Annotated in this window: 24 protein-coding genes and 1 tRNA gene; 19 read left to right on the forward strand and 6 right to left on the reverse strand. The window is 38.3% G+C overall.

What is annotated here, in order from left to right:
• Positions 1 to 113: 113 nt before the first annotated feature.
• The 3 genes from ABE954_RS04405 to ABE954_RS04415 form a co-directional block, all read right to left on the reverse strand.
• The gene (locus ABE954_RS04405) at positions 114 to 1187 is read right to left on the reverse strand and encodes a zinc-binding dehydrogenase (protein ID WP_129466838.1); all 1074 of its coding nucleotides are present in this window, start codon (positions 1185 to 1187) and stop codon (positions 114 to 116) included.
• Positions 1188 to 1922: 735 nt separating this feature from the next.
• Positions 1923 to 3224 (reverse strand): anaerobic C4-dicarboxylate transporter, encoded by a 1302-nt coding sequence (locus tag ABE954_RS04410; RefSeq protein WP_042848782.1) that lies wholly within the window; start codon positions 3222 to 3224, stop codon positions 1923 to 1925.
• Positions 3225 to 3304: 80 nt separating this feature from the next.
• Positions 3305 to 4033, reverse strand: a complete 729-nt coding sequence (locus ABE954_RS04415; protein WP_166696876.1) for an aspartate/glutamate racemase family protein — start codon at positions 4031 to 4033, stop codon at positions 3305 to 3307.
• A gap of 460 nt (positions 4034 to 4493) precedes the next feature.
• Here ABE954_RS04415 and hypT point away from each other — a divergent pair, with 460 nt between their 5' ends.
• The 19 genes from hypT to ABE954_RS04510 all read left to right on the forward strand — a co-directional run bounded on the left by hypT (position 4494) and on the right by ABE954_RS04510 (position 22850).
• Positions 4494 to 5402 carry a hypochlorite stress DNA-binding transcriptional regulator HypT gene (gene hypT, locus ABE954_RS04420; RefSeq protein ID WP_042848780.1) on the forward strand — a complete coding sequence of 303 codons (909 nt, stop codon included), beginning with the start codon at positions 4494 to 4496 and terminating at the stop codon, positions 5400 to 5402.
• Positions 5403 to 6332: 930 nt separating this feature from the next.
• The gene (locus ABE954_RS04425) at positions 6333 to 7577 is read left to right on the forward strand and encodes an ammonium transporter (protein ID WP_131680461.1); all 1245 of its coding nucleotides are present in this window, start codon (positions 6333 to 6335) and stop codon (positions 7575 to 7577) included.
• Between the two features lie 103 nt (positions 7578 to 7680).
• Complete coding sequence (locus ABE954_RS04430; RefSeq protein ID WP_166685457.1) at positions 7681 to 9270, forward strand: ABC transporter substrate-binding protein; 1590 nt, start codon at positions 7681 to 7683, stop codon at positions 9268 to 9270.
• Entirely contained in the window at positions 9255 to 10238 is a 984-nt protein-coding gene (locus ABE954_RS04435) for an ABC transporter permease (RefSeq protein ID WP_370661901.1), read from the forward strand. The genes ABE954_RS04430 and ABE954_RS04435 overlap by 16 nt, the downstream gene beginning before the upstream one ends.
• The gene (locus ABE954_RS04440) at positions 10235 to 11041 is read left to right on the forward strand and encodes an ABC transporter permease (protein WP_042848776.1); all 807 of its coding nucleotides are present in this window, start codon (positions 10235 to 10237) and stop codon (positions 11039 to 11041) included. The genes ABE954_RS04435 and ABE954_RS04440 overlap by 4 nt, the downstream gene beginning before the upstream one ends.
• Complete coding sequence (locus ABE954_RS04445) at positions 11041 to 11820, forward strand: ATP-binding cassette domain-containing protein (protein WP_042848775.1); 780 nt, start codon at positions 11041 to 11043, stop codon at positions 11818 to 11820. The genes ABE954_RS04440 and ABE954_RS04445 overlap by 1 nt, the downstream gene beginning before the upstream one ends.
• A gap of 221 nt (positions 11821 to 12041) precedes the next feature.
• The gene (locus ABE954_RS04450) at positions 12042 to 12344 is read left to right on the forward strand and encodes an urease subunit gamma (protein ID WP_042848774.1); all 303 of its coding nucleotides are present in this window, start codon (positions 12042 to 12044) and stop codon (positions 12342 to 12344) included.
• Between the two features lie 19 nt (positions 12345 to 12363).
• Positions 12364 to 12789, forward strand: coding sequence for an urease subunit beta (locus tag ABE954_RS04455; protein ID WP_042848773.1), 426 nt, complete (start codon positions 12364 to 12366; stop codon positions 12787 to 12789).
• 62 nt (positions 12790 to 12851) lie between these two features.
• Positions 12852 to 14570 (forward strand): urease subunit alpha, encoded by a 1719-nt coding sequence (locus ABE954_RS04460; RefSeq protein WP_042848772.1) that lies wholly within the window; start codon positions 12852 to 12854, stop codon positions 14568 to 14570.
• A gap of 63 nt (positions 14571 to 14633) precedes the next feature.
• Positions 14634 to 15290: an urease accessory protein UreE gene (ureE, locus tag ABE954_RS04465; RefSeq protein WP_042848771.1), complete on the forward strand. Its 657-nt coding sequence runs from the start codon at positions 14634 to 14636 to the stop codon at positions 15288 to 15290.
• Between the two features lie 29 nt (positions 15291 to 15319).
• Entirely contained in the window at positions 15320 to 16006 is a 687-nt protein-coding gene (locus tag ABE954_RS04470; RefSeq protein WP_282554404.1) for an urease accessory protein UreF, read from the forward strand.
• A 29-nt stretch (positions 16007 to 16035) separates the two neighbouring features.
• A complete protein-coding gene (gene ureG / locus ABE954_RS04475) occupies positions 16036 to 16668 on the forward strand; it encodes an urease accessory protein UreG (RefSeq protein ID WP_042848769.1) in 633 nt (210 codons plus the stop codon).
• A 2-nt stretch (positions 16669 to 16670) separates the two neighbouring features.
• Positions 16671 to 17636: an urease accessory protein UreD gene (locus ABE954_RS04480; RefSeq protein ID WP_042848768.1), complete on the forward strand. Its 966-nt coding sequence runs from the start codon at positions 16671 to 16673 to the stop codon at positions 17634 to 17636.
• A gap of 141 nt (positions 17637 to 17777) precedes the next feature.
• Positions 17778 to 18767, forward strand: coding sequence for an urea transporter (yut, locus tag ABE954_RS04485; RefSeq protein ID WP_042848767.1), 990 nt, complete (start codon positions 17778 to 17780; stop codon positions 18765 to 18767).
• Positions 18768 to 18797: 30 nt separating this feature from the next.
• Positions 18798 to 19973 (forward strand): ion channel, encoded by a 1176-nt coding sequence (locus ABE954_RS04490; protein ID WP_042848766.1) that lies wholly within the window; start codon positions 18798 to 18800, stop codon positions 19971 to 19973.
• 101 nt (positions 19974 to 20074) lie between these two features.
• Positions 20075 to 21310 (forward strand): SLC13 family permease, encoded by a 1236-nt coding sequence (locus ABE954_RS04495; protein WP_042848765.1) that lies wholly within the window; start codon positions 20075 to 20077, stop codon positions 21308 to 21310.
• A 19-nt stretch (positions 21311 to 21329) separates the two neighbouring features.
• Positions 21330 to 21929: an ATP-binding cassette domain-containing protein gene (locus ABE954_RS04500; RefSeq protein ID WP_071547770.1), complete on the forward strand. Its 600-nt coding sequence runs from the start codon at positions 21330 to 21332 to the stop codon at positions 21927 to 21929.
• Positions 21930 to 22079: 150 nt separating this feature from the next.
• Positions 22080 to 22460, forward strand: a complete 381-nt coding sequence (gene crcB, locus ABE954_RS04505) for a fluoride efflux transporter CrcB (RefSeq protein ID WP_042848763.1) — start codon at positions 22080 to 22082, stop codon at positions 22458 to 22460.
• Between the two features lie 12 nt (positions 22461 to 22472).
• On the forward strand, positions 22473 to 22850 hold the full coding sequence (locus tag ABE954_RS04510) for a CrcB family protein (protein WP_198861159.1): 378 nt from the start codon (positions 22473 to 22475) through the stop codon (positions 22848 to 22850).
• Positions 22851 to 23258: 408 nt separating this feature from the next.
• Here the strand turns inward: ABE954_RS04510 and ABE954_RS04515 are convergent, their stop codons facing one another.
• The 3 genes from ABE954_RS04515 to mltC form a co-directional block, all read right to left on the reverse strand.
• Positions 23259 to 24269 carry an FUSC family protein gene (locus tag ABE954_RS04515; protein WP_042848760.1) on the reverse strand — a complete coding sequence of 337 codons (1011 nt, stop codon included), beginning with the start codon at positions 24267 to 24269 and terminating at the stop codon, positions 23259 to 23261.
• A 510-nt stretch (positions 24270 to 24779) separates the two neighbouring features.
• Positions 24780 to 24855 (reverse strand) — tRNA-Phe (locus ABE954_RS04520).
• A 187-nt stretch (positions 24856 to 25042) separates the two neighbouring features.
• Complete coding sequence (gene mltC, locus ABE954_RS04525; protein ID WP_042848739.1) at positions 25043 to 26116, reverse strand: membrane-bound lytic murein transglycosylase MltC; 1074 nt, start codon at positions 26114 to 26116, stop codon at positions 25043 to 25045.

Here is a 26116-nt window from a genome sequence, read left to right on the forward strand (position 1 = left end):
TTTGAATTTACTCAACATAAGATGTTCTCCTAAACGAGCGTTTAATTATATGTAGGGTATTACTTTGTTTAATGTTTATTTGAATTATCAATTGCGACAAACGGTTAATATATTTATGGTTTAATGACGACTTTAATTGAGTCTGCCGATTTGGCCATAACAAAGGCTTCTTCCCAATCATCGATGGAGTAGAAGTGGGTAACGATATCATCGGCACTGACTAAACCACGGCTAAATAGGTCGATAGCGACTTCATAGCTGTATGGGCCTAAGTGAGCTCCGCGGATATCTAATTCTTTACGGTCACCAATAATCGACCAGTCAACGGTTGTTTCTTTACCAAAGACGCTAAACTCAACGAAACGCCCCAATTTACGGATCATTTCTAGGCCTTGAGTAACGCCAACAGGTGCGCCTGTCGCTTCGATATAAACATCGCAACCGTAGCCTTCGGTCATCTCTTTAACTAGTTTGATGGCGTCTTCTTTAAGCGGGTTGATCACCACGTCAGCCCCAAATTTTTTTGCTAGCTCAAGGCGTTCATCAATAGCATCGATAACGACCAGTTTTTTCGGAGTTTTCAGTTTAGCAACTTGGATCATGCATAATCCAAGAGGCCCAGCACCGGCAATGACGACGACGTCATTTAAGTCAATATCACCACGGCGTACCGTGTGAATAGCACAAGCCATTGGCTCAATTAAAGCGGCATCTTTATCCGAAAGTTCATCAGGGATTTTGTGAATAATTGCACGTTCAGAAAACCGCATATATTCAGCCATACCACCATCGGCAACTTCTTTTTGGAAGCCATAGATATCATGGGTTTCACACATCCAGTATTTACCAGATTTACAGAAACGGCATTCCCAACAAGGAACGATTTGTTCTGCTAGTATGCGGTCACCTACCTTTAATTTAAATTTTTCGGCAGAGCCTTCACCTAATTCAGCGACACGACCATAAAATTCATGGCCTGGCACTACAGGTGCTTTGATCCACGGGTCATCTCCCCAGAACATTTGAGCACCATCATTCGCTTTACAGTCACCAGCACAGATCCCGCACCCATCGACTTTGATAACAACTTCTCTATATCCTGGTATTGGTCTTTTTATATTTTCAAATCGGTAATCATGGGGACCATGACAAACAACGGCTTTCATTTTTTCAGGTAGCTTACTCATGTTCTAAAACCTCTTTCTAGTTGTTAGCCCTAATGTTGACGTCAACATTAAGCGTTTTTTTTATAACTCATGACTTGATTTTTTAACGCTTAACTATCAATAACGGTACGAATGTAAGAAAAATGGTTATTTAATGTTATAGATAAAATAAATTTTTTTTAATATGACGACGTCGTCATTTTTGAAACTAGGTATTTAAAAAACTAAAATTTGTGATTTAAATCCTAATTTTAGTCGTCTCTCTAAGTGTTTTCATTAGTAAATGGGAACGCTATGGATGTTTGTAATGCAATGAAATTAAACATAAAAAAATTCTCATTTCTCGATTTACTTCTTTTTAAGAAATGAATGTAACGCCGAGTATAATTATTTTAACTATTTTCAGAAGAGGGGAATGTATGCAAAAACATTTCAGCTCACATTTTTCAATGAAAATAATTTTAATGATTATCAAATAAAGTGATCTATATTGGTGAAATAGCCATTATTTTAAGAAATAAAATTTTATTTAAAAAGACTAAACAGAGTAATAGATAATTTTGATTGGTTATTGCTACTATTTTTCTTAAGAATGACTTTTACAAAAAAAAAGAGCTTTATACTTTGTTGTAATTTATCAAGCAAAGCATAAAGCCAATTAGAGCCAATATTTAACTTCATTTTGTTAAGGAAACTGTCGAACTACTATTAAATAAAGTGGTGCGAGGGGGATTCTCTCGCACCGAAAGCAGAAGGTTAAACGACCATCGGTGCAATGATAAAACCGAAGGCGACACCTGCAATTATTCCGCCTAGCCCTGGTAACATAAATGGGTGATTTAAAATGTATTTTCCGACGCGTGTAGAACCGGTTGAGTCAAACTCTATTGCGGCTAAAGACGTTGGATAGGTAGGCAGAACAAAAACCCCAGTGACGGCGACAAAAGATGCCAATATAGCCCATGTTGGAACATCTAAGGCAATGGCTAAAGGAATAATTAATGGTGTGGTGGCACCTTGTGAGTAGAGTAATGCGCAGGTAAAAAATAGCACTAAAGCTAACAAAATAGGGTAGGCGGATAATACATCTCCAGCGATGGCTTTAATTTGGTCCATATGCGCATCGACAAATGTAGTTCCTAAAGTCACGATACCTAATATGACCGCGAGGGAGCTCATTCCTGAACGGAAAGTTGGCGCTAAAACAATTGAATTTGGCGATGTTTTACAAAAAACAACCATTAAACACGCAGCACTGAGCATACAGATAATGATGATATCTCGAGTTCCCATGGGTTTACCAATATCAAAACCAGGGCGCAATTGAGGGAATGCAGCTAGTATAACGATAGCAAACGTCGCAATAATAAATAGGACGACAGAGAATTTTTCTCTTGTAGTGCTCTCGCCTTTTTTCTCTTCGTATTTATGAACTAACCCTTTTTGTAGGCGTTCTAAATAAACCTCATCATCTTCTAGTTCACAGCCTTGGCGTGATGCGATAAATGCTGCGACCATTGCTGCGACGAAAGAGGCAGGTAGACAAACAGACATAACCACAATAAAGGTAACACCATTCCCTTCCATAATGGTTAACATGGCAGCCATCGCCGCACTGATTGGCGAACCAGAAATGGCGATTTGGGATGCAACAACTGAGCCTGCTAAGGTTCTGGATGGGCGGATACCCGAATCTTTCGCAATTTCAGCAATCACGGGGAGCATGGAGAACACAATAAAGCCGGTTCCTGCCATGATAGTCATTACCCAAGTTGTAATTGGTGCTATAATATTCAAATACTTAGGGTTTTTACGCATAAATTTGCTGGCAAGGCGTACCAAGTAATCCATACCTCCAGCAGCTTGTAATGCGGACGCTGCAACTACGACGGTCATAATAATTAAAATAACATCGACAGGGGGAGAGCCTATAGGTAAACCAAATCCAATCGTTAAGACGGCTAAACCTAATCCACCGCATAGCCCTATACCTATTCCTCCCATACGTATACCGAAGAAAATTGCGCCTAATACCACAATGATTTCTAGCCAAACCATAATCGTCTCCAATAGACAATATATTGTCATTAGTAATATAAAAATTAATTTTTGATAATTAATATGAGTTATAAATGTTTTTATGCGTTTCTATTTATCATTAGATTTTGTCGTCCAACTCTATTTTCATACCAATGAATACTGGCTCTGACTAATGAGCTGGTTGAGTCAATGTATTTTTCAGGGTATTTATTTGTTTCATTTTCTAGAATGACGGGAACTTCAGTACAACCTAAAACAATAATTTCAGCACCTAGAGAAAATAATAATTCGGCTTGTTCTTTCATGATGGATTCCGCCATTTTTTTATTTCCCGACTTTAATAAATAAATGCTTTTCATTACCATTTCTTGGCTTTTAATATCTGGAGTAATACACTTTAATTTTTCACTCTCTATATTTTTTTGATATAACCCCATAAGCATAGTGGCATTGGTTGCTAATAAACCGATATGTTTTTTCTTAGTGGCTAGTACTTCCATCATTGTCGTTTCAACAATACTTAGCATATCGACGTGACAGGCCTGCTTTAGCTCGTCAAACCAAAAATGTGCAGTATTACAAGGGATAACAATACATTCAGCACCAGCAGTTTCGAGTTTTTTTAAATAATCAGTCATTAAGGGTAAGGGGGATACGCCATGGTTTAATAACGCTTCAGTACGGTCTGGAATATCAGGAATGGATGATATTATTAAAGGGATATGCTCTTGGTCTTTATTTGCGACAGTATAGTTCACAAATTTATTAAATAAATCGACGGTGGCAGCAGGCCCCATTCCTCCTAACACTCCAATTAAACCTTTCATTTTAATACTCCTGCCTCATACACCTTAATTTATAAAATAAGGGTAGTGAGATGTTATATTACTTAAATTATTTAACATATAAGTTAATATTTAATTAGCTATTAACTTATTTATCCCTGATTAATCTGTGGGTAATATTTATCAATGTTTATCTAGGAAGAGAAATGCAAGTAAGTATGGTTTGATGCAAGATACGCATTAAAAATTAATTCTAAAATTAAATTATTTTAATAATGTAAGCTGAAAGGCTGAGTAGCATTGGCTTTGTGGAAAAGATATGAAATAAATAAAATTAGTTTTTGATTTTTGTTAATGTTTTAAATGGTAGGCTTATGCATAATACAAATAATGAATCTACAATATCAGCTTAATATTTTAACTAACAATTAACTTAAGATATCAATAAAAAAACTTTTAATGTTTTATATTTTAACAGCAAGTCCACTTAAGGCTTAATAACATGAAAAATATAGAAACAAAGTGGCTATATGATTTTTTAACACTGGAGTCATGTCGGCATTTTTCTCATGCAGCAGAACAACGAAATATTTCTCAACCCGCTTTTAGTCGCCGAATCAAGGCATTAGAAGAAGCAATAGGCGTTGAATTGTTTGATAGAACCACATCCCCTTTACAGCTTTCTGAGGAAGGTAAAATATTCCATTCCCAAGCTCGTAGCTTATTGCAGCAATTAGAATGTAACTTAAATGAATTATCTGGGCACAATGTGCTGAGTTTGCCCAATATTAAAATTGCTGCGGCGCATTCGCTGTCATTAAGCTTATTGCCTAAGTTAGTTCATGCATTATCAGGTTATGGGGAAGAATTTGTCTATCATGTTGAAGCCATTGATGTGGTTCAAGTGGTAAATACGTTGCGAGAAGGGAAGAGCGATTTTATCATTTCATTTTATGATGAGGATTTAATGCAGTCGCCATTTTCTTGTTTAAATGTGTTTGAGTCCGAGTTGTACCCAATTTGTGCAGCGGATGAGTTTGGCAAACCGTTATTTGATATCTACCAACCTCAAGTACCGTTATTGAACTACACCAGTGCTTCTTATATGGGAAGGTTAGTTAATCGTCGATTAAGTGAGTTTGGTGCGATTAACTCTAAAACACTCTTTATGTCATCAATGAGCGAATTGCTAAAAAATATGGCATTGGATGGTCATGGAATTGCATGGTTGCCGATTTACTCGGTAGTTAATGAGTTAAAAGAAAAAAAACTAGTCTGTCTCAACACCCCAGAATTAACGATACCTATTCAAGCTTACATTTACCGCATGGATACTCGCTTGAATAAAACAGCAGAGGATTTTTGGCGTATTTTAAAGAAAAATATTCCAGAAGATTTACGGCATTTGTAATGGAAAAGGAATAATTTATGATACATAACATCTGGATATATTGAGCGTTATCCTACGATGATATTGATGGGGTCTTAGCTGGTAATTAAGTCATAAGGTGTATAAAAGACCTCTATTCAGGTAGTCAGATTAATTATGTAGCCTTAATTTTAGCTTGTATTCCGTCAATGATTATCAGCGCTTGGGGTCTTACCCTGGAAAATAGCTTTAGTTTTTAGTGAATGTTTAAGCTTATCGTTGCTGAGGGAGTATTTTTGGGTGTGTGACCAACACCTATTTGGAAAACATGTTTAGGTTTCTTTAAAGAAAACTTTAATTTACTCTCTTTTAGATTGTCTTATTTGGATTGGTTATTTGTGGTTAAAAGAAAAAAGTACTTTAATAGACAAAATATTATTAATGTATTCTCTTCAGCGTTAGCTAAAAATGAGAATGAGCGTCAATAAGTTTTGACTTTACTTAAAAATTGATTATCGGAACTGTATTAAATACTAAGCTTTTACATATCTGTGATATGGCAAAATCAGCCTACTGTTATAGGTAATTTTTGCTATAGCTTTTTCCCTTAGGGGCTGCTCATATATTAGGGTAAGCTTTGGTTTTTATATAACCATCTGTAATTAAAGGGTTTGTTTTTATCGATATGTTGTGAAGTAGCAGGCTTGGGATGAAAAAGCTTGCCGGATAAGTCGAGTAGTTATTTGCTAATGCTAACGAAAAATTTAAAAATATAGTAGGTGCTTTTTATTTGGATATTAAAAAACAGAGGAATATCATTTATTGACAATTGAAAAATGAACTAATTGTTTTTATTGAATTTAGTTTCGATTTTTTTATTGATAATCTTACTGATCACTCTATTATGAGTATAGTTTCAATTATAAATCATTTCTAATATTTAAATATTGTTATGTTAATTTAGGAGTATCCATGGAGAATATATTGTCAATTTTGGATGTCCCAAATACTGCATTTATGCTGCTTTGTACGAGCCTTGTTATGCTAATGACTCCTGGACTTGCTTTTTTCTATGGTGGATTAGTCTCTCGTAAAAGCGTTATTACCATTATGTCCCAGAGTTTCTTTTCTATGGGGTGGGTGGCAATTATTTGGTTTGTTGTTGGTTATTCATTATCGTTCGGTCCCTCGATTAATGGGATTGTCGGTGACCCATTTTATTATGCATTCTTGAATAACATAAGCCCTCAAACGATGTATACCGGTAATGATGGCGGCTTACCAATACTGGTTCATTTTGGATATCAAATGATGTTTGCGATTATTACTCCAGCCTTAATTACCGGAGCTTTCGCAAATAGAGTTAATTTCCCTGCTTATCTCGTATTCTTAACCCTATGGACATTATTTGTCTATGCACCGTTCGTTCATATGGTTTGGAGCCCAGATGGTATTTTCGCTAAATGGGGGGTTGTTGATTTTGCGGGTGGTATTGTCGTTCACGCAACAGCAGGTTTCGCTGCAATTGCTTCAGCGTTATATGTCGGTAAAAGAGTCGTTAAATCGGATGGTACTCACAATATTCCGTATATTGCACTTGGCGCGGCTTTATTGTGGTTCGGTTGGTATGGTTTTAACGCGGGCTCTGAATTGCAAGTCAATACTGTAACTGTTTCAGCGTTTATTACTACAGATATCGCCGCCGCATTTGCAGCAATTACTTGGTTTATTATTGAACGCTTCCATACAGGAAAACCTAAACTTGTCGGTTTTTTAACAGGGGCTGTAGCAGGGTTAGCTACTATCACACCGGCTTCGGGGTATGTTTCAATAGGTTCTGCAGCAATTATTGGGGTTATTGCCAGTATCGTCTGCTATACCTGTGTTTTCTTAGTCCGACGCCATTTAGATGATGCATTAGATGTTTTCGGTGTGCACGGTGTCGGTGGTATTACAGGCTCAATTTTAGTCGGTGTATTTGCATCAACGGTTTGGAATGCGAAAGGTCCCGCGGGGTTAATTGAAGGTAACGGCATGCAAATTGTGAAGCAAACTGTAGCTGTTGTCTTTACCAGTATTTGGTCCTTTGTCTTTACAATCTTAATTCTTTGGATAATCAATAAATTTACGCCAGTTAGAGTCGACCAAAATGCGGTTGGTGACAATTTAGATATTGTTGGATTTGACGAAGACGCGTACCGAGAAAAAGCAGATTAGTTAGCAAATATATTGTTTCTTGCAGTTTATCCTAATTGGTGGGTTTATTTGAACCACCGGTTGGGGTAGCTGCTAAATACAGCTGGTAATTTAGGATGGGTATATGAAAAAGAAAATAGCAATAGCTATTCAGGCTATTTGTTTTATGGGGCTATCGATGGGTGCAAATGCTGCGACCGATACACAGCAACCACAAACTTTGCGTCTAGCGATTGGCTCTGAACCAACCGAGGGGTTTGACCCAATGTTAGGTTGGAGCCACGGCAGCTATTTACTTTTACATAGCCCATTACTCAAGCAAAAAGCGGATTTGTCATGGCATAGTTACATGCTTGAGAAATATGAACATTCAGATGATGGTAAAGAGTGGACATTAAAATTAAAGGATGGACTTAAATTCTCCGATGGCTCCCCTTTAACGGCAAAAGATGTCGTTTTTACCTATAACAATGCAGCAGCAAGTGGTGGAAAAGTGGATATGGGGAACTTTGCTAAAGCGCAGGAGATTGACCCATCAACCGTTAAAATCACATTATCCGCACCCCAAAGCACCTTTATTAACGTTTTGGGCTCATTAGGCATTGTTTCAGCAGATAAATATGATGCAAAAAAATATGCACATAACCCTATCGGAGCAGGCCCCTACCGTTTAGTGAATTTCCAGCCGGGCCAGCAATTAATCGTAGAAAGAAACCCTTTCTATGCGGGGCCTAAAAACGATTTCGATAAAATGGTTTTTGTCTTTCTCAATGAAGATGGCGCTTTTGCTGCCGCTCAAAGTGGTGAACTAGATATTGTACGCATTCCCGCAGCTGTCGCGAGTAATGCTAAAGATGTCAAAAGTATGAAACTAATTGAACGCCATAGTGTTGAAAACCGAGGGATTTCATTCCCAATTCCGCCAGCGGGCGAGAAAAATGCCTCAGGCGACCCAATTGGTAACGACATTACTTCTGATGTTGCTATTCGCAAAGCGATCAATTACGCCATTGACCGCAAACTATTAGCAGATGCTGTTTTAGAAGGCTTTGCTATTCCTGCTTATACGGGCGTTGAAGGCTTGCCTTGGAATAACCCTCAATCTTCGTTTAAAGATGGAGATATTGAAAAAGCGAAATCTATACTGGAAGACGCTGGCTGGAAAATTAATAAAGACGGCTTAAGAGAAAAAGACGGTAAGGTTGCGAAATTGACACTGTGGTATGCCAGTGGTGATAGCACTCGTCGTGATTTAGCGCAAGCCGTAAGGGCTAGCTTAAAGCCGATTGGCATTGAGATGGATTTAAAATCAGGCAGTTGGGAAACCGTGGAAAAGTACATGCATGCCAACCCAACATTATTTGGGTGGGGGAGCCTTGACCCAATGGAACTGGTGCATAACTACAGCAGCAAAGCGGCGGGTGTCGGGTTTTATAACGCAGGTTACTATAAAAATCCCGCAGTTGATAAGGTGATAGAAGAAGCACTTCGCCAACCAGATCAAGATGCAGCTATTCCATTTTGGCAAAAAGTGGATTGGGATGGACAAACAGGAACTGGTATTCAAGGTGACGCCGCTTGGGCTTGGTTAATGAACGTACAACACCTTTATTTATTGAATAACTGTGTTGAGCTAGGTAAAGGGGCACCTGAAATCCACGGTTCATGGTCAGTGTTGAATAATGTTGATGACTGGGCTTGGACCTGCAAGTAATGCGGACAACCATAGGGCTTTTGTTCAGGTTTATCTGTTTATTAGTGGTGACTGCATTTGGGGTTTTTATTCTCCTTAGCTATTCACCTATAGACCCAATTAAAGCCTATATTGGTAATGATTTAATGCATGTTCCCCCAGACCAGTATCCGTTGATTGCGGCTCGCTGGGGGCTTGACCAACCATTGTGGATGCAGTTTTGGCGTTGGTTTTCTCAGTTGTTACAAGGTGATATGGGGTACTCCATGCTCTATAACATCCCTGTATCACAGGTGATTACCGATAGGTTAGCGCCATCGTTAGCTTTGTTATTATCGGCGTGGCTGTTTTCTGGGGTGATTGGTTTTGGTTTGGGGCTGATAGCAGGGCGCTACCTAAATAGATGGCCAGATAAAATTATTTCAACGCTATCTTATTTATTGGCGTCGATCCCCGTTTTTTGGGTTGGTTTACTGTTATTGTCACTTTTTGCTGTTTCACTACAGTGGGCACCGATTTGTTGCGCTTGGCCGATTGGCTTAGATGAACAATCATCCACACTGTCACAAAAAGTGCACCATCTTGTGTTACCTGTAGTGGCTCTAGGGATGTTAGGCATTGGTAATATAGCTCTGCATACTCGTTCGAAAGTTGCTGAGGTGATGAACAGTGAGTTTATCCACTACGCGAAAGCTCAAGGGGATAAAGGGTGGTCGATGATAAGCTTTCATGTGGTAAAACATGCGATTACACCCGCAATATGTTTACAGTTCGCCTCTATTGGTGAGTTGCTCAGCGGAGCATTACTAGCAGAAAAAGTGTTTGCTTATCCTGGATTAGGCCAAGCAACCATTGATGCTGGCTTACGTGGTGACATCCCTTTGTTAATGGGGATCGTGATGCTATGTGCGGTAGTGATTTTCTTTAGTAATAGTATCTCTGACATGATGCTTAAGAGAGTGAATAAAGGGGTACTCCGAGAGCCATGACTTATAACCCAAATAAAGCCTTAATTAAGTTAGTTATTTCATTGTTATGTTTATTGGTTTTAGGGGCTTATGCCGCATGGCTTTCTCAAACTGATGTGGATGTGAATTTACTCGACCGTCGACAAGCGCCTTCATGGGCACATTTATTCGGTACGGATAATTTAGGTAGAGACTTGTGGGACAGAGTATTTCAAGGAATAGCGACCAGCTTACAAATTGGCACCACCGCAGCATTATCGAGTGGAGTGATAGCGCTTGTGATGGCAAGTTTATCTTCGTTCAGTAGGACGATGGATTATGTTATTCGTGGCTGTATTGACTCCCTGTTAGCCTTGCCTCACTTGCTATTATTGATATTGATTTGCTTTACGTTAGGTGGTGGAAAAGTGGGCGTAATTTGGGCTGTTGCTTTGACTCACTGGCCAAAGCTAACGTTGGTCTTACGTTCCGAGTTGCTTCGAGTGCAACAAACAGATTACATCATGTTATCGAAACGGATTGGAAATAGTGCGCTTTACCGATGCCGATATGACTATTTACCGATGATCCTTTCACAATGGTTAGTAGGGACGTTATTGATGTTCCCACATGCGATATTACACAGTGCGGCATTGAGTTTTTTGGGTTTTGGTTTGTCTCCACATGAAGCATCGTTAGGTATTTTACTTTCCGATGCATTGCGTTACTTAAGTACTGGTGCGTGGTGGTTAGCCATGTTTCCGGGCGTCGCATTAGTTGGGTTAGTGCTGTTATTTGATCAGTTTGCTAAAGCGGTACAACAATTATGGTTGAGGAGCGATTGATGCTAAGTTTTGATAACCTAACGATTGATGTTGCGAAATTTCGCTGGCTAGGCAAAAAGCGTTGGTCTCCACTTTTACAAGATATCTCATTGGATATTGCGCCAGGTGAAATGGTTGCATTGGTAGGAGGAAGTGGAGAAGGGAAAAGTTTACTTCTACAAAGTAGTTTAGGTTTATTACCTGAAAATATGCGTTGTCGCGGTGATATTGTATTAAATGGGTGCCAGTTGACAGAAAAGTCAAAACAACAATATCGCGGTAATTCACTGTGCTATATCCCACAAGGGGTTAGTGCATTAAATCCACTCATTAAGATAGGTCCTCAACTTGAACGTGCTGCGGTATTAAGTGGGCAGCATATTAAAATGCATGACGTTGCATTGCACTTACAGCAATACAATTTACAAGCAGATTTAATTCATAGTTATCCCAATAAGCTTTCAGGGGGAATGGCAAAACGCGTTCTCGCTTGTAGCGCGACGCTCTCCCAAGCTGAATATATTCTTGCGGATGAAATTTCATCATGGCTAGATGATGAACATGCGATACAACTTCTACAACATATCAAATCTCTTTGCTTTGCTGGTAAAGGTGTTTTATGGGTTACTCACGACCTTGCAATGGCGGTGCGTTTTGCTGATCGCATTGCGTTATTGCGTAATGGTGTTTTAGAAGAAGTACTCAGCAGTGAAATATTAAAGCAAGGCGGAGGAGGGAAGTGGTTTCAATCTCTATGGAATTCTTTGCCTGAACAACAGTTTATGAATTGGACTCAGTGAATAAATATTATTTAAAAATTAAATGTAGGAAGTCATCAATAAATAAAAACTCTTATTTCGATTATCTTAATTTGAATGTTTATTGGTGTGAATTTTATTTATTTAACTCGTCGTTATTAGATATTTAACTCAATTTATATTTAAAAATAAAATGAGTTATTCGCTCATAAAATGATTACTTATCAGTATTAACACTAAGCTTTATCAATTGAGGAGGCGTTATGCAGTTAACCCCAAGAGAAATTGAAAAATTGATGGTTTACACACTTGCTGATGTGGCTGAAAAACGCCGCGCACGTGGCGTGAAATTAAATTATCCCGAAGCCGTTGCCATTATCACGGTTACTGCACTTGAAGGTGCCCGTGATGGTAAAACCGTTGAGGATGTGATGAAAGAAGCAGCGACTGTTTTAACAAAAAAAGACGTTATGGATGGCGTGGAAGACTTAATTCCAAATGTTCAAGTAGAAGCTATTTTTACTGATGGTACTCGTTTAGTGACCGTCCATAATCCGATTAAATAAATGAAGGATGAGGTGAAATATGAGTAATTCAAAAACAAACATTAAAGCCCCGACTCCTTTAGGTGGTGTTATTTTTGCAGATGAGCCTATTGAGTTCAACGTTGGCAAACCTGAAACAAAAATTAAAGTCCGTAATACCGGTGACAGGCCTGTGCAAATTGGTTCCCACTTTCATTTTTTTGAAGTTAACCATGCATTAGAGTTCGACCGTGCAGCGGCTTACGGTAAGCGTTTAAATATTGCCTCTACAACGGCAATTCGTTTTGAGCCAGGTGATGAAGTAGAAGTTTCACTGATCCCTTATGGCGGAAAACAAAGTGTCTATGGGTTTAATAACCTTGTTGATGGTTGGGCGGGTGACAACGTTGCCGCTACTGAACGTCCTGCTAAAGCAATCGCCTTAAATAAAGCAATTGCTCGTGGTTTTAAGCATAAGGAACAGTAAGCGCGTTAGATGTCAGTAATGATGAATAACAATGCACCTTCTTAACATTAAAGGTAAATAACATGCCAAAAATTTCTAGACAAGAATACAACGGTTTATTCGGGCCAACAGTAGGCGATAAAATTCGTTTAGGCGATACCGACTTATATATTGAAATCGAAAAAGATTTACGTGGATATGGCGAAGAGTCTGTCTATGGTGGAGGTAAATCTTTACGTGATGGTATGGGAGCAAATAACACTTTTACCAGCGACAATGGCGTTTTGGATTTAGTTATCACTAACGTCACCATCGTGGATGCACGTTTAGGTGTCATTAAAGCCGATGTGGGGATTAAAGCGGGTAAAATTGTTGGTGTAGGGAAAAGTGGTAACCCAAATATTCAAGATAACATCACACCGGGCATGGTTGTCGGGGTATCTACGGATGCTATCTCTGGTGAACATTTAATCCTAACGGCTGCCGGTATTGATACCCATATCCACTTGATTTCTCCGCAACAAGCCTATGCCGCGTTATCAAATGGTGTGACAACTTTCTTTGGTGGCGGTATTGGCCCAACTGATGGAACTAACGGTACAACAGTGACGGCAGGCCCTTGGAACATGCGCTCTATGTTACGTGCTATCGAAGGTTTACCTATTAACGTGGGTATTTTAGGGAAAGGTAACTCGTATACACGTGAGCCACTTATCGAACAATTAGTTGCAGGTGCTGCGGGGCTGAAAGTTCACGAAGACTGGGGCGCAACAGGGAACGCTATTCGTCATGCGTTACGTATTGCTGATGAATTTGATGTACAAATCTCAGTGCATACAGACAGCTTAAATGAAGGTGGTTATGTTGAAGACACCATCGAGGCCTTTGAAGGTAGAACTATTCACACCTACCATACAGAAGGTGCGGGTGGTGGACATGCTCCAGATATCATTAAAGTTGTTAGCCAACCTAACGTATTACCAAGTTCAACCAACCCAACGTTACCGTTTGGCGTGAATAGCCAGTCAGAGCTATTTGACATGATCATGGTATGTCATAACCTGAACCCAAATATCCCTTCGGATGTGTCATTTGCGGAAAGCCGTGTTCGCCCTGAAACCATTGCAGCAGAAAACGTGCTGCATGATATGGGCGCTATTTCGATGTTCTCAAGTGACTCACAAGCGATGGGGCGTGTGGGGGAAAACTGGCTACGTATTGTCCAGACTGCGAACGCCATGAAAGCTTCCCGTGGCAAGCTACCTGAAGATGCTCCGGGTAATGATAACTTCCGTGTTCTGCGTTACGTGGCAAAAATCACTATCAACCCTGCAATTGCTCAAGGCATCAGCCATATCTTAGGCTCGATTGAAGTTGGCAAAATGGCCGATCTCGTATTATGGGACCCACGTATGTTTGGGGCTAAACCAAAACTGGTCATTAAAGGTGGCATGATCAATTGGGCTGCAATGGGTGATCCAAATGCATCCTTGCCAACACCTCAGCCTGTTTTCTATCGTCCAATGTTTGGTGCGATGGGTAAAACTGTCAATGACACCTGTGTGACTTTCGTTTCACAAGCAGCATTAGATGATGGCATTAAAGAAAAAGCCGATCTTGAGCGCCAAGTGGTTGCAGTCAATAACTGCCGAGCTATCGGGAAACGTGATTTAGTGCGTAACGGTGAAACACCAAATATCGAAGTTGATCCTGAAACTTTTGCTGTAAAAGTGAATGGTGAACACGCAACTTGCCAGCCGATTAGCGAAGCTGCAATGAACCAACGTTATTTCTTTAGCTAATCAGTACATGTTTGGATTATCTGCCCGCCGGTGGTGGGCAGAATTAACATAAAAGGTAATATTATGATCATTATTGAACATATTCTTGGCAATGTTAAAAAAGACCCAGTGTGGCAAGCACGTCAGAAAAATGCTGATGTTGATATTTTGATCCTCGATCAACGAGAAGCTCAGAAAAGCCGCTGCCGTAAAAATACCGAAAAAGGCCAAGATTTAGGTATCGCGCTGGACAGGAATGTCTTGTTATCTGATGGCGACGTTTTGCTATTTGATGAAGCTACCAACGCAATGACGATAGTTCAGATCTCCTTACGTGACGTCATGATGGTCAACTTATCCCACCTAAAAAATCTAAGTACAGAAGAACATATTCGTATTAGCTTCGAATTAGGGCATGCATTAGGTAACCAACACTGGAAAGCCGTTTTAAAGGGAGACCTTGTTTACGTACCGCTAACGGTAAGTGAAAAGGTAATGGGGTCGGTCATGCGAACGCATGGTTTTGGTGAAGACACCTTTACCTTCGTGAAGGGCGAAACTATTTTACCTGAATTGAGCCACTCTGAAGCGCGTTTATTATTTGGTGGGGCAGAAGAAACGGATACGCATGTTCATGTGGAATTAGGGCAGATCCACGGACACAGCCATAGTCATGGGCACAGCCACGATCACAACCATGATCATCATCATGACCATGGGCACTCTCATACACACAAATAACGTTCGTGTTAATGAGTAAGGAAAGTGATATGGAAGCATCTGACCTAATTAGAATTATGCAGTTTGGTGATTCAGCATTGCCAATTGGTGCATTTACATTTTCAAATGGGGTTGAATCCGCCATTCAAAAAAGTGTTGTCCACAACAAAGAAACGCTGAAATCCTTTGTTCACACGTCTTTGAAGGTTGCTGCACATTCAGATTGCATTGCTATTGTGGCTGCACATCGCGCCACTCTTGCTCAAGATAGCGACACATTGGCGAAAATTGATTGGGCTGTAAATAACCGCAAGCTGAATGAAGAAGCACGAATAATGACAACCCGAATGGGGAAAAAACTCGCTGAAATCTCAGTTCATATTTTTGAAGATCCACTAGTGAGTGGATGGCTTGCAAAAATCAAAGCGAATGAGGTTCCGGGAACCCAGCCGGTGATACAAGCCATGGTTATGGCAGTACAAGGAATAACAGAAAGAGATGTTGTCGTGATGCACCAATATGGTATTGCCATGACAATTTTAAGTGCGGCGATGCGATTAATGCGTATCACTCACTATGAAACTCAGCATATTCTTTTTGAATTAAATGAAGAAATTAAGGTTTTTTGTGACATCGCAGCCTGTGGTGACATAGAACAAATGTCCTCATATGTTCCTGTTATTGATGTCTTAGCTGCGGTACACACTAAATCATTTGTCCGTTTGTTTATGAACTAACGAACAACTAAAAATTTTGGGGAAAAACGATGAAAAAAATGACTCGGATCGGAATTGGTGGGCCTGTTGGCTCAGGAAAAACTGCAATTATTGAAGTGATCACCCCGATCCTTATTGAAAGAGGCATTAAGCCGCTAATCATCACAAACGATATTGTGACGACCGAAGATGCGAAACAAGTAAAACGTACCTTGAAAGGTATTCTTGATGAAGAGAAAATTTTAGGTGTTGAAACGGGGGCATGTCCTCACACCGCGGTACGTGAAGACCCAAGCATGAACATTGCTGCAGTTGAAGATATGGAAGAACGTTTCCCTGATAGCGACGTGATCATGATTGAAAGTGGTGGCGATAACCTTACTTTAACTTTTAGTCCTGCACTAGCAGACTTCTACATCTATGTCATTGATGTAGCTGAAGGTGAAAAAATTCCACGTAAAAATGGCCCAGGTTTAGTACAAGCTGATATTTTAGTTATTAATAAGATTGACTTAGCGCCTTATGTTGGTGCTAGCCTTGAAGTGATGGAACACGACACGAAAATCGTTCGTGGCGACCGTCCCTATGTACTAACCAACTGTAAAACAGGGGAAGGGGTTATTGAGTTGGTTGATATGATCATGGATAAATTCCTCTTTACGCACCAAGTTCCAAGGGGGTAAAGATGACGAATTTCAGGGCAGATATAGCAAATACTCCAACGCGTGTTAAAGCTCATATTTTAGGCAGCAATGCACCTGAACTCGCCGCATATCAAGATGAACCGAAACAAATGCAAAGTGGTGCTGTTGGTAAAAGTGGTTACTTAAAATTAAGGTTTGCTCAAGGTGAATATCGTAGTGAGCTGGTGGAAATGGAGCGTCGTGTTCCCTCATTAGTGCAAAAAGCACTTTATTGGGATGAACTGATGCCCCAACTGCCTTGTGTCACGATGATTTCAACTTCAGGTAGCCTATTACAAGGTGACCGACAAGCCCTTGATATTATTGTTGAAAAGGGGGCTTGTGCTCATGTGACAACGCAGTCTGCGACCAAAGTTCATATGATGGAAGCGAACTACGCCACACAGTACCAGAATATTGTCGTTGAGGAAGATGGGTATTTAGAATATTTACCAGACCCAATCATTCCTCACCGTAATTCTCGGTTTATTACTGACACGCGGATTAATATTCATCCAAGTGCAACGATGATTTACTCAGAAATACTGATGTCAGGTCGAAAATATCATCACCCAGATGAGCAGTTTGGGTTTGATGTTTTTTCATCACATATTCGAGCAGAGTCATCGTTAAATAAAGAGTTGTTTGTTGAAAAATATATTTTAGAGCCCAAAAAGGCACCGCTAAACATTACTGCGGTTATGGATAGCTTCGATACTTTTGGCAATGTGATTTTACTGACACCTAAAATTCATCATGAACGCATTTTAGAACGGTTAGATGCGATATATGACCCGAAAAATGAAATTGCTTTTGGGGCAACTCAATTACCGAATGAGTGTGGGTTAATATTTAAAGCATTGGGGGTTGATAGTCCAAAAGTGAAGGATGCCGTCAGGTATTTTTGGCAAATAGCGAGAGAAGAAATATTAGGTATTTCGCTACAAGAACCTTTTTTATGGCGTTAAATATTTTTTAGCAATGAGATACACAGTAGTCATAAAGTGACTGAAATAACCTTTTGGGTTATCAAGGTAATTTATTAATATATTATCAGTAGAGTGATTTTTATAATTTCTCTACTGATATTCCTATTAAGGAATTTCACGATGGAAAAAACAATAAACCAGAACGCTTGGAATAAGTTGGCCAGCGAAAATATAGCGATACAATTTATTGATATCGTTTTGCGTGGCTGTGCTCAAGTTATGTTTCAAAATAACGCACTAACCGGACTTCTATTTTTTATTGCGATTTTCATCGGTGCTTTTTTAGAAGGGATGCCGCAAGTCGCTCTAGGTTGTTTGTTAGGCACCGTTGTCGCTACACTTACCGCTTATATTAGTAAGTTAGATACTGAATCGTTGCGTTCAGGGCTTTATGGTTATAATGGCTGCTTAGTTGGAGTTGCACTACCGACTTTTTTAGAGAATACCCCATTTGTTTGGTTAACTATCGTATTAGGGAGCATTGTTTCCGTTATAGCCACTATCTCTTTAATGGATTTTCTAAAAAATTGGAAAGTCGCAGCATTAACTGCTCCTTTTGTTTTAGTATCATGGATTATTCTGCTCGCGAGTTATAACTTCTTAGGTATTGAAGGCGTTGCGTTACCAACTCCTGCTCTGCCAAAACAACTTATTGAACCTATTGGGTCAATTCCTCACAGTGACCTAATCGCTGATATTTTTCGTGGTGTTTCTGAAGTATTTTTACTTAGCAGCATGGTTGTTGGTATCATTTTTGTAATTGGTCTAGCGGTGAGTTCTATGTGGGCGGCGATATTTGCCGTATTTGGTTCTCTTCTTGCTTTTATCGTTGCGACCTTTTTAAAAGGTGATTTTGCGAGTATTCACACTGGTTTATATTCATTTAGCGCTGTATTAACCGCGATTGCTCTAGGTTCTACGTTTAATAAACCGAGCTATCGGGTGGTGGTTTATGCCATCGTTGGTGTGATATTCACCGTATTTGTTCAAGGCGCACTCGACATTATTCTTGAACCATTTGGTATCCCGACTTTAACGATGCCATTTGTTCTAGCATCATGGCTATTTTTAGTACCGAACCAAGATATTATGCCTAAGCATCGGCAATAATATTGCAATAAAACTTTTTGGTATTCAATTATGAAAAAAAATGCAATATATAAATATATTCAAAATATGAGAATGCTACGCATAGTGCTCTCATTATTAATACTTGCTGATGGGGGCTTGATTATTTCCCCCATCATTTCAACTTATGATTTCCATTTATACTCGCAGCATCTAGGTTTTGTTGATTGGCTACAATCTTTAGGTTTAGTTAAATTATTAGATATTCCAAGGTTTGCTATTGGTGTAGTGCTCATTATTCTTGCTATTCCTGTTTATTTAGGACTACGTATAGGTTGGTTATTTAGCTGCTTTATGCTGTTCATTATTATGTTAATTAACTTGGTATTAGCGAGAGAAAATGCGCTGACTGGAACCTTTTCACTAATAGTGTTGATTATTGCCATTGCAAATTGGAAAGCATTTAATCGCCATAGCTTATCTGGCGCTGGCTTTGTTGCTTTTATGAGCTTAAGCGTCCTACTGGGCTATTCTGTATTTGGGACTTTGTATTTAGGCGAACAATTTCAACCTCATGTTACTGATATCTCATCCGCATTCTATTTCGCTTTAGTTTGTATGACGACAGTCGGGTTTGGCGATATTATTCCGATTAGTGTTGAAGCTAGGTTATTTACAATTTCGATTGTTATTTTAGGTATTACAATTTTTACAACCTCTATTGTCTATTTCCTAGGGGTATTTGCAAAGAGCACACAAGAAATTGTTAAGAAGAGATTATTTCGTATGAAAAACCATTACATTATTGTTGGCGCAAGCCCTTTAGCTTTAAACACCTACCACGGATTAAGAAAACGCGACTTAGACGTCATGGTACTTTGCCATGAAGAACAGAAAAAGAACTATCCAGATAATGCGCAAGTTATTGCCACGGAGAAAATAAATAAACATACATTAAATAGCGCTAATTTAGGCCAGGCTAAAGCATTATTTATTCTAGGTAGCTCTGATTCTGAAAATACTATTTCTATGTTAGCGGCGAAAGAAATTGTTGGCGGAAACATTAAAAGTGTTATTGCTGTCAATGATGATAAAAATTACGAAAACATGCAGTTATTGCATGCAGACTTGCTTATTTCTCTCTCATCTTTAGGGAGTGAAGTGTTGATTAAAATGATTTTTGGAGAAAATATTAATAACCAAGTGATGGAAAATATTATCTTTTCAAACAACATCTTAGATTCATAGTATGCAAGGGTCTCAATTGTATAATTGCTGTTATGGAATATCTACAGCTTTATCATTTATACGAAGAAATAAAAATATAGATAAGAGATAGAGAATTTATTATGGATCTAACCGTTATTATTTTTATTTTAGTGTACGTCGCAATGGCTTTTGGGACTTTCCCTGGGATTAAAATTGACCGAACTGGCGCATCTGTAGCGGGTGCATTGGCCATGATAGGGTTTGGGATTATCTCGCCAAAATTATCTTGGGATGCTATTGATTACAGTGCAATTGGGCTATTATTTGGTTTAATGGTGGTATCCGCATCATTTACGGTATCAGGTTTTTATCACCAAGCGGCTCAAAAAGTCGCTAGCTTAAATATTAGCCCACCCAAATTAATGGCGGTTTTCATTATTGTTGGGGCACTTCTTGCTTCAGTACTTACAAACGATATTGTTGTCGTTGCAATGACGCCTTTATTGGTGTCTATCACGTTATCTCGAGGCCTTAACCCTATTCCTTTTTTACTTGGCTTTTGCTTTGCTGCCAATAATGGTGCCGCCGGTTCTTTAATTGGTAGCCCTAAAAATATGGTTGTTGCACAAGGATTGGACTTATCTTTTATTGGAATACTCAATATTACGGCTATTCCAGTATTATTTTCAATTCCAATTGTATGGTGTGTGATCTCCTTACTTTATCGTAACCGCTGGTATTTATCTGAAGATAAAAAATCATTAATGTCTAGTGGTGAGCCTTCAGTTATTGAATTTAATTGGTGGGAAACAATAAAGGCCGCTACAGTTTTATTTGCTGTTATTTTGGCTTTTTTATTCAGTGATTTGCCGCGTGAGCTTGTTGCATTATCGGCAGCATGCTTTTTATTGTTAAACAGAAAAATAGCGTCCAGTGACATGTTAAAGCATGTTGATGGTGACTTAATTCTGCTAATGATGGGGCTATTTATTATTAATGCCGCATTTTCAAATACGGGTATTCCTCAAGAGATACTACATTACTTATTGGGTAAAGGTATCGACCTAAATAGCCCGATTACGTTATTTTTAGTCACTATCGTGATGAGTATTTTTGTCGGAACCACACCAACGGTTATTTTATTGATCCAGTTTGTTTACCCTCATGGCAATGTTGATCTACTCGGTGCAGCGTTAATTTTAGGTGCTTGTTTTGCAGGTAATATATTTATATTCGGTAGTATTGCTGGAATTATTGCCGTTGAACAATCTTCAGCCCACGGCATTAAAATATCGTTTTTAGAGTTCACTAGATCTGGCGGTATTATTTCCATCATTTGTATTTTTATTGCTGTTGTTTGGTTATCCATCTATTAGCTTATAGAGAGCTGAAAATATGTTAGAAGTTAAAAACTTATGTATAAAGCAAGATAACCGAACCTTATGGGATTCGCTTTCTTTTTCACTGGATAAAAATGAGCGATTAGGGATTTCAGCACCGAGTGGTTTTGGTAAAACAACCTTGGGGCGTGTATTAGCACAATGGCAAATACCGACCCAAGGAAATGTATTATTTAATGGCAAAAGTTTATCTCAAAAAGAATATTGTCCTATTCAGTTAGTTCCTCAGCACCCTGAAAAATGTTTTAACCCGTACCGGACAGTAGGGGAAAGTGTTAGGGATGCTTGGGAGCCAGACCCATACTACCTTGAAAGGTTGTTCATTAAATCAGAGTGGTTGGTTAGAAGGCCAAGTGAGCTTTCTGGTGGTGAACTTGCTCGAATTGCCTTATTAAGAGCCTTAGACCCAAGAACAAAAATATTAATTGCGGATGAAATTACCGCACAGTTAGATGCGCATTTACAGAAAGATATATGGCAGTTTTTAATTCAACTTTCGGAAGAAAGACCATTATCGATGATTGTTTTTAGTCATAATAAGTTCCTATTGGAAAAGGTGTGTACATTGGTTTGGAATATGGCAATATCAGAATGAATTATCTTATAAAGCTAAATAAGATTACTGGCTATTTAATATCGTCATTTAACGATTATTGATTAACGATGTTCAATTAATGTGTGTGCTTTAATTTAAATTCTAAAAACGATGTCTTTATATCTATGATATTAAATAGAGGGCGTTGCAATGGTAGCTGTTGATATTTTATTAGTCGGTTTTGGCGGCGGTATTGGTTCATTACTGCGGTGGTGGATTGGTCGCTTAGTGGGGGAGCGTTATCATGGGAAATTCCCATTATCAACATTCATTATTAATATTTCAGGAGCATTTGTTATTGGTTTTTTAAGCCGTTATTTTGCGATCGATTGGGATGACCGTTATGGTGCATTTCTACAATCAGCAATTTTAACTGGATTACTGGGGGGGTATACAACGTTCAGTAGTATGCAGCTTGATGCCTTGAAGTTAACTCAAACTAGACAAAAATTGCTCGCCTTATTTTATTTATTACTTTCGGTTTTAGTTGGGTTAGCTGCGGCATTTACTGGTGCTTGGTTAGCAAACTAACAGGGGCTAAAAATGAATATCATGATCTTAGTTTTTATTGGTGGTGCAATTGGTGCAATTTGTCGCGAGTTATTGATGATATCTGTTCCAACCATGAATGACCATTTCCCTCTTGACATATTTATAGCAAATATCGTCGCATCCTTATTGTTGGGTATTGTTGCAGGCTTACTTATGAGAAATAAAATAAGCCAAGGGATGAATGCTTTTTTAGCTACAGGGATCATGGGAGGGTTATCGACATTTTCCAGCTTTGTGTATGGAGCAGTGGAAATAATGAAGTACCCACAGTTCTTCTTAGTTGCAATAAGCTATTTGGTTTTAAGTGTCGTTATCGGGTTTGTTGCGATTTATATCGGATACTCAGTAGGTAATAAGCAATATAGTTAATTATCATACTAATATTTTTAAATTTATAAGAGAATAAGAGGTTTTGAAATGAAAATAGGTAAATCAATATGGCATGGGATCACTTCAAAGCCTTATAGATTACAATTATTTTTTGATATAATACTTTTAATATTATCACCTGTGATCTTCATAAGTATAATTGGCTTTGATACTAAAACTCTAGATATGGATGTTTTTATTGTTACATTAGTTATTCTGATTTATATTTACATTACACGTTGGTTTAGCCATTGGTATTGTAATAGACGTGAAAAATAAGTGCATAGATATACAAAAATTTGATAAAGCTACATTTGCTTTTTTGTCATAACTAGCGTCTGTTGTGGTCTAAAAAGAGAGGAAGCTTCATGGTTTATAAAGAAGAAGCTTCCCTGTTTTTCCTTACTATTAACTTGTGATTTTCCTTTTCTTTATAATCCTTATAATGTTTAAAACCAAGCTAGCAAGGATTGCTACAACCCCACCTATAAATGTCTCATATACCCTTGATATGGGAAGTAAATAAGTTGGGTTATGTAAAAATAGCGTTTCCTCAAGAAGAAGTAAAACAAATACAGTAATAGAGAAGGTCTTTAGCATGTAATTTAAACGGAAAAATGTAGGGATAAAAAATATGGTTAAAGCTAATACAGATAAGTAAATATAAGTTTCTTTTGATTTTGTTATACTAAACATAGTGATGACAAAAGCTGCTGCTAATAGACTTCCTAAAAACCTAAGTAACGTAACTTTTATTATATTCATTTCTTTTGGGTGGAGTAACATAATGAATGTTAGAGGAGCCCAATAAGGTTTGTATAGATTTAGATAGTCGGGTATTGAAAGGCTTAAGAATAGAAAAAAGCTGAAAAAGAAGGCTCTTATATATATTTTTTCGTCACTATGATAAATTGCTTTTGAAAATAACCCATTTTTAAACGCATGAATTTCATTGTTTTTATGTTTCAGTAGGCTAAAAATGACTAAACTAACGGCAACCCCCGAGAGATATGCCATTGGCAAGTCAATGCTAATAGAGTCTAACGTTGTTCCCATACAGGAAAAAATAATTAAAAATGGAAATGTGCGATCTAAATAATCATCTTTTTTGTAAAAAAGGTAATAACAATATGATAGGATAAATAAATAGATATAAAAATAAATGGTTAGCTTTAGTAGAAAACCAATACCCCCACCAACGATAACCAAACATAATAGAAAAAAGATGTAAAAAATATTACTGCTATCAGGTTTTGCATCATAGACGATATTAGAGAATAATGTTGTTATAACTCCAAATACTCCACCAATGGTGCCAAATAAAGAAAAACAGATAGTTGAGTTTACTATTGCGGCAATCAAAAATGTTCCGTTATTTCTAAAATTAATATATTTTAATTTTTTATTAATATCTTTCATATTGCTCACTCATTTCATTTTTAAGTTATTTGTATCATATTTTGGAGTGAAGTTATATAGTCGGAAAATGTATTGTTTTTATATGCAGAGGTGATTATTAAAATAATATTAAGCTAATTTTTATGTAAATTTTAACTAATTGGTAAACTTAATTGGTGGTTATTCTGTTGGTTCCTAAAACTGAGTAGGTTTTTTAACAGATAAAAATTGTTGCAGCCCACGATAAACTAGAGAGCATCGGTATGGGCCTCACATAGGTATGGGCCTCACATAGGTAAGCGTCAATTTTTACCTAATGACATTACGCTGGCAATATCACATATATCAGTCACAGTTATAGTGAGCTTCCTGAGGGGGATGTGAGTACAATATCGAGTACTCTTAAACAACACTCGGACAATGAAGTTGATAATAGATAGAGTCGAGTTGAATTGGAACTTAGGAGAGTGTTGAAATTAGCGAGCTTTACAAACGAAAACAGACGTCGATTGACGTCTGTTAATAATGAGGTGGTGCCCGGACTCGGAATCGAACCAAGGACACGGGGATTTTCAATCCCCTGCTCTACCGACTGAGCTATCCGGGCAACGGAGCGTATTAAACCTGATTTCATTGGTTGAGTCAAGGCGCTTTCAATAAACTTTTGACTGTATGCGCTTTTTTTCAACATGTTAGCTAGTTTTTAACCGAAAACACATAAAAAGACTAAGGTTATTAGTCAACGCCAGCCTGAAATGGCTTTAGGGTTGGCTGGCGTTGATGTTTATCGGCTTTTAGCGTAAGTAATTTTTCTGAGCTTTATTCACTTTAATTAGATAATTACGTGACTCAGCGGCAGGGTGTTTAGTGGACAATGTTTCATATACCTCACCTGGCTCTAAATTATTAATACGTTGTGCTGCTTGTTTTTTATCACTGTGAAAGACACGCAATACGCTGCCAGCACCGCCGTTATAGGCCGTTATAACGGCATATCGGCGTGATGTTTGGTTACGGATATCGCCTAAATAACTGTTTTGTAATATCGCCAAATAGGCTGTACCAGTATCGATATTTTTTTCAGGGTCAAATAAATAACTACGGCTAGGAACACCGGATTTACCTTGTGAGCGGAAAACATCCTTACCCGCAGTATTTGGCATTATTTGCATTAACCCCATAGCATCCGAACGGCTTACAGCATAAGGGTTGAAACTTGATTCAATTTGCATAATCGCCAGAATTAGTGATTCATCAACACCATATTTTGCGGCTGATTTTTTAATATATGGCAAATACTTATGAGCTCGTTTGTCTAAATGATTCGGGACTAATTGCATGGTCACTGACCAAACAACATTCATACCAGACTGCCGGCGCTGCATTTTATTTTCGACTAGATAATCAGCAAACTTTGTTGCACGCCATTCCCAACGAATAGCTTCCCCAGTGTTATCGAGTACTTGGCCAAATAAGAATGGCTCTTTACTGTGGGGAATATCATTAATATCAGAGTAAAGGTCGATAGAGTTGGGGTCATCACCCATCAATAATGTGGTGACAATTGCTTTTTTTAAGTGTTCAGACGGCTCTATTGCTGAAATAGTTTCGACGGTGATAGTCCCTGCATCAAAGTTAATATGGCTGCGGGTACGGTATTCATCTGTGTATTTCACATAGTCTTTTGGACCTGCAATCAGCACTTCTTTAATGCCCCAAATATTTTCAATATTATGGGCAAATTGCCCCATTAAAATATCGAACCCATTGGTGTCTTTGACATGATTAGGGTTAAAGTCAGACTTTTGATTACTAGAACATGAAACAATTAGAGGGATCAATAAGCTCAGCGCAAATAGTTTTTTCAT

It is taken from the genome of Providencia sp. TYF-12 (genome assembly GCF_041344805.1).
Classification (GTDB): Bacteria; Pseudomonadota; Gammaproteobacteria; order Enterobacterales; family Enterobacteriaceae; genus Providencia; species Providencia huashanensis.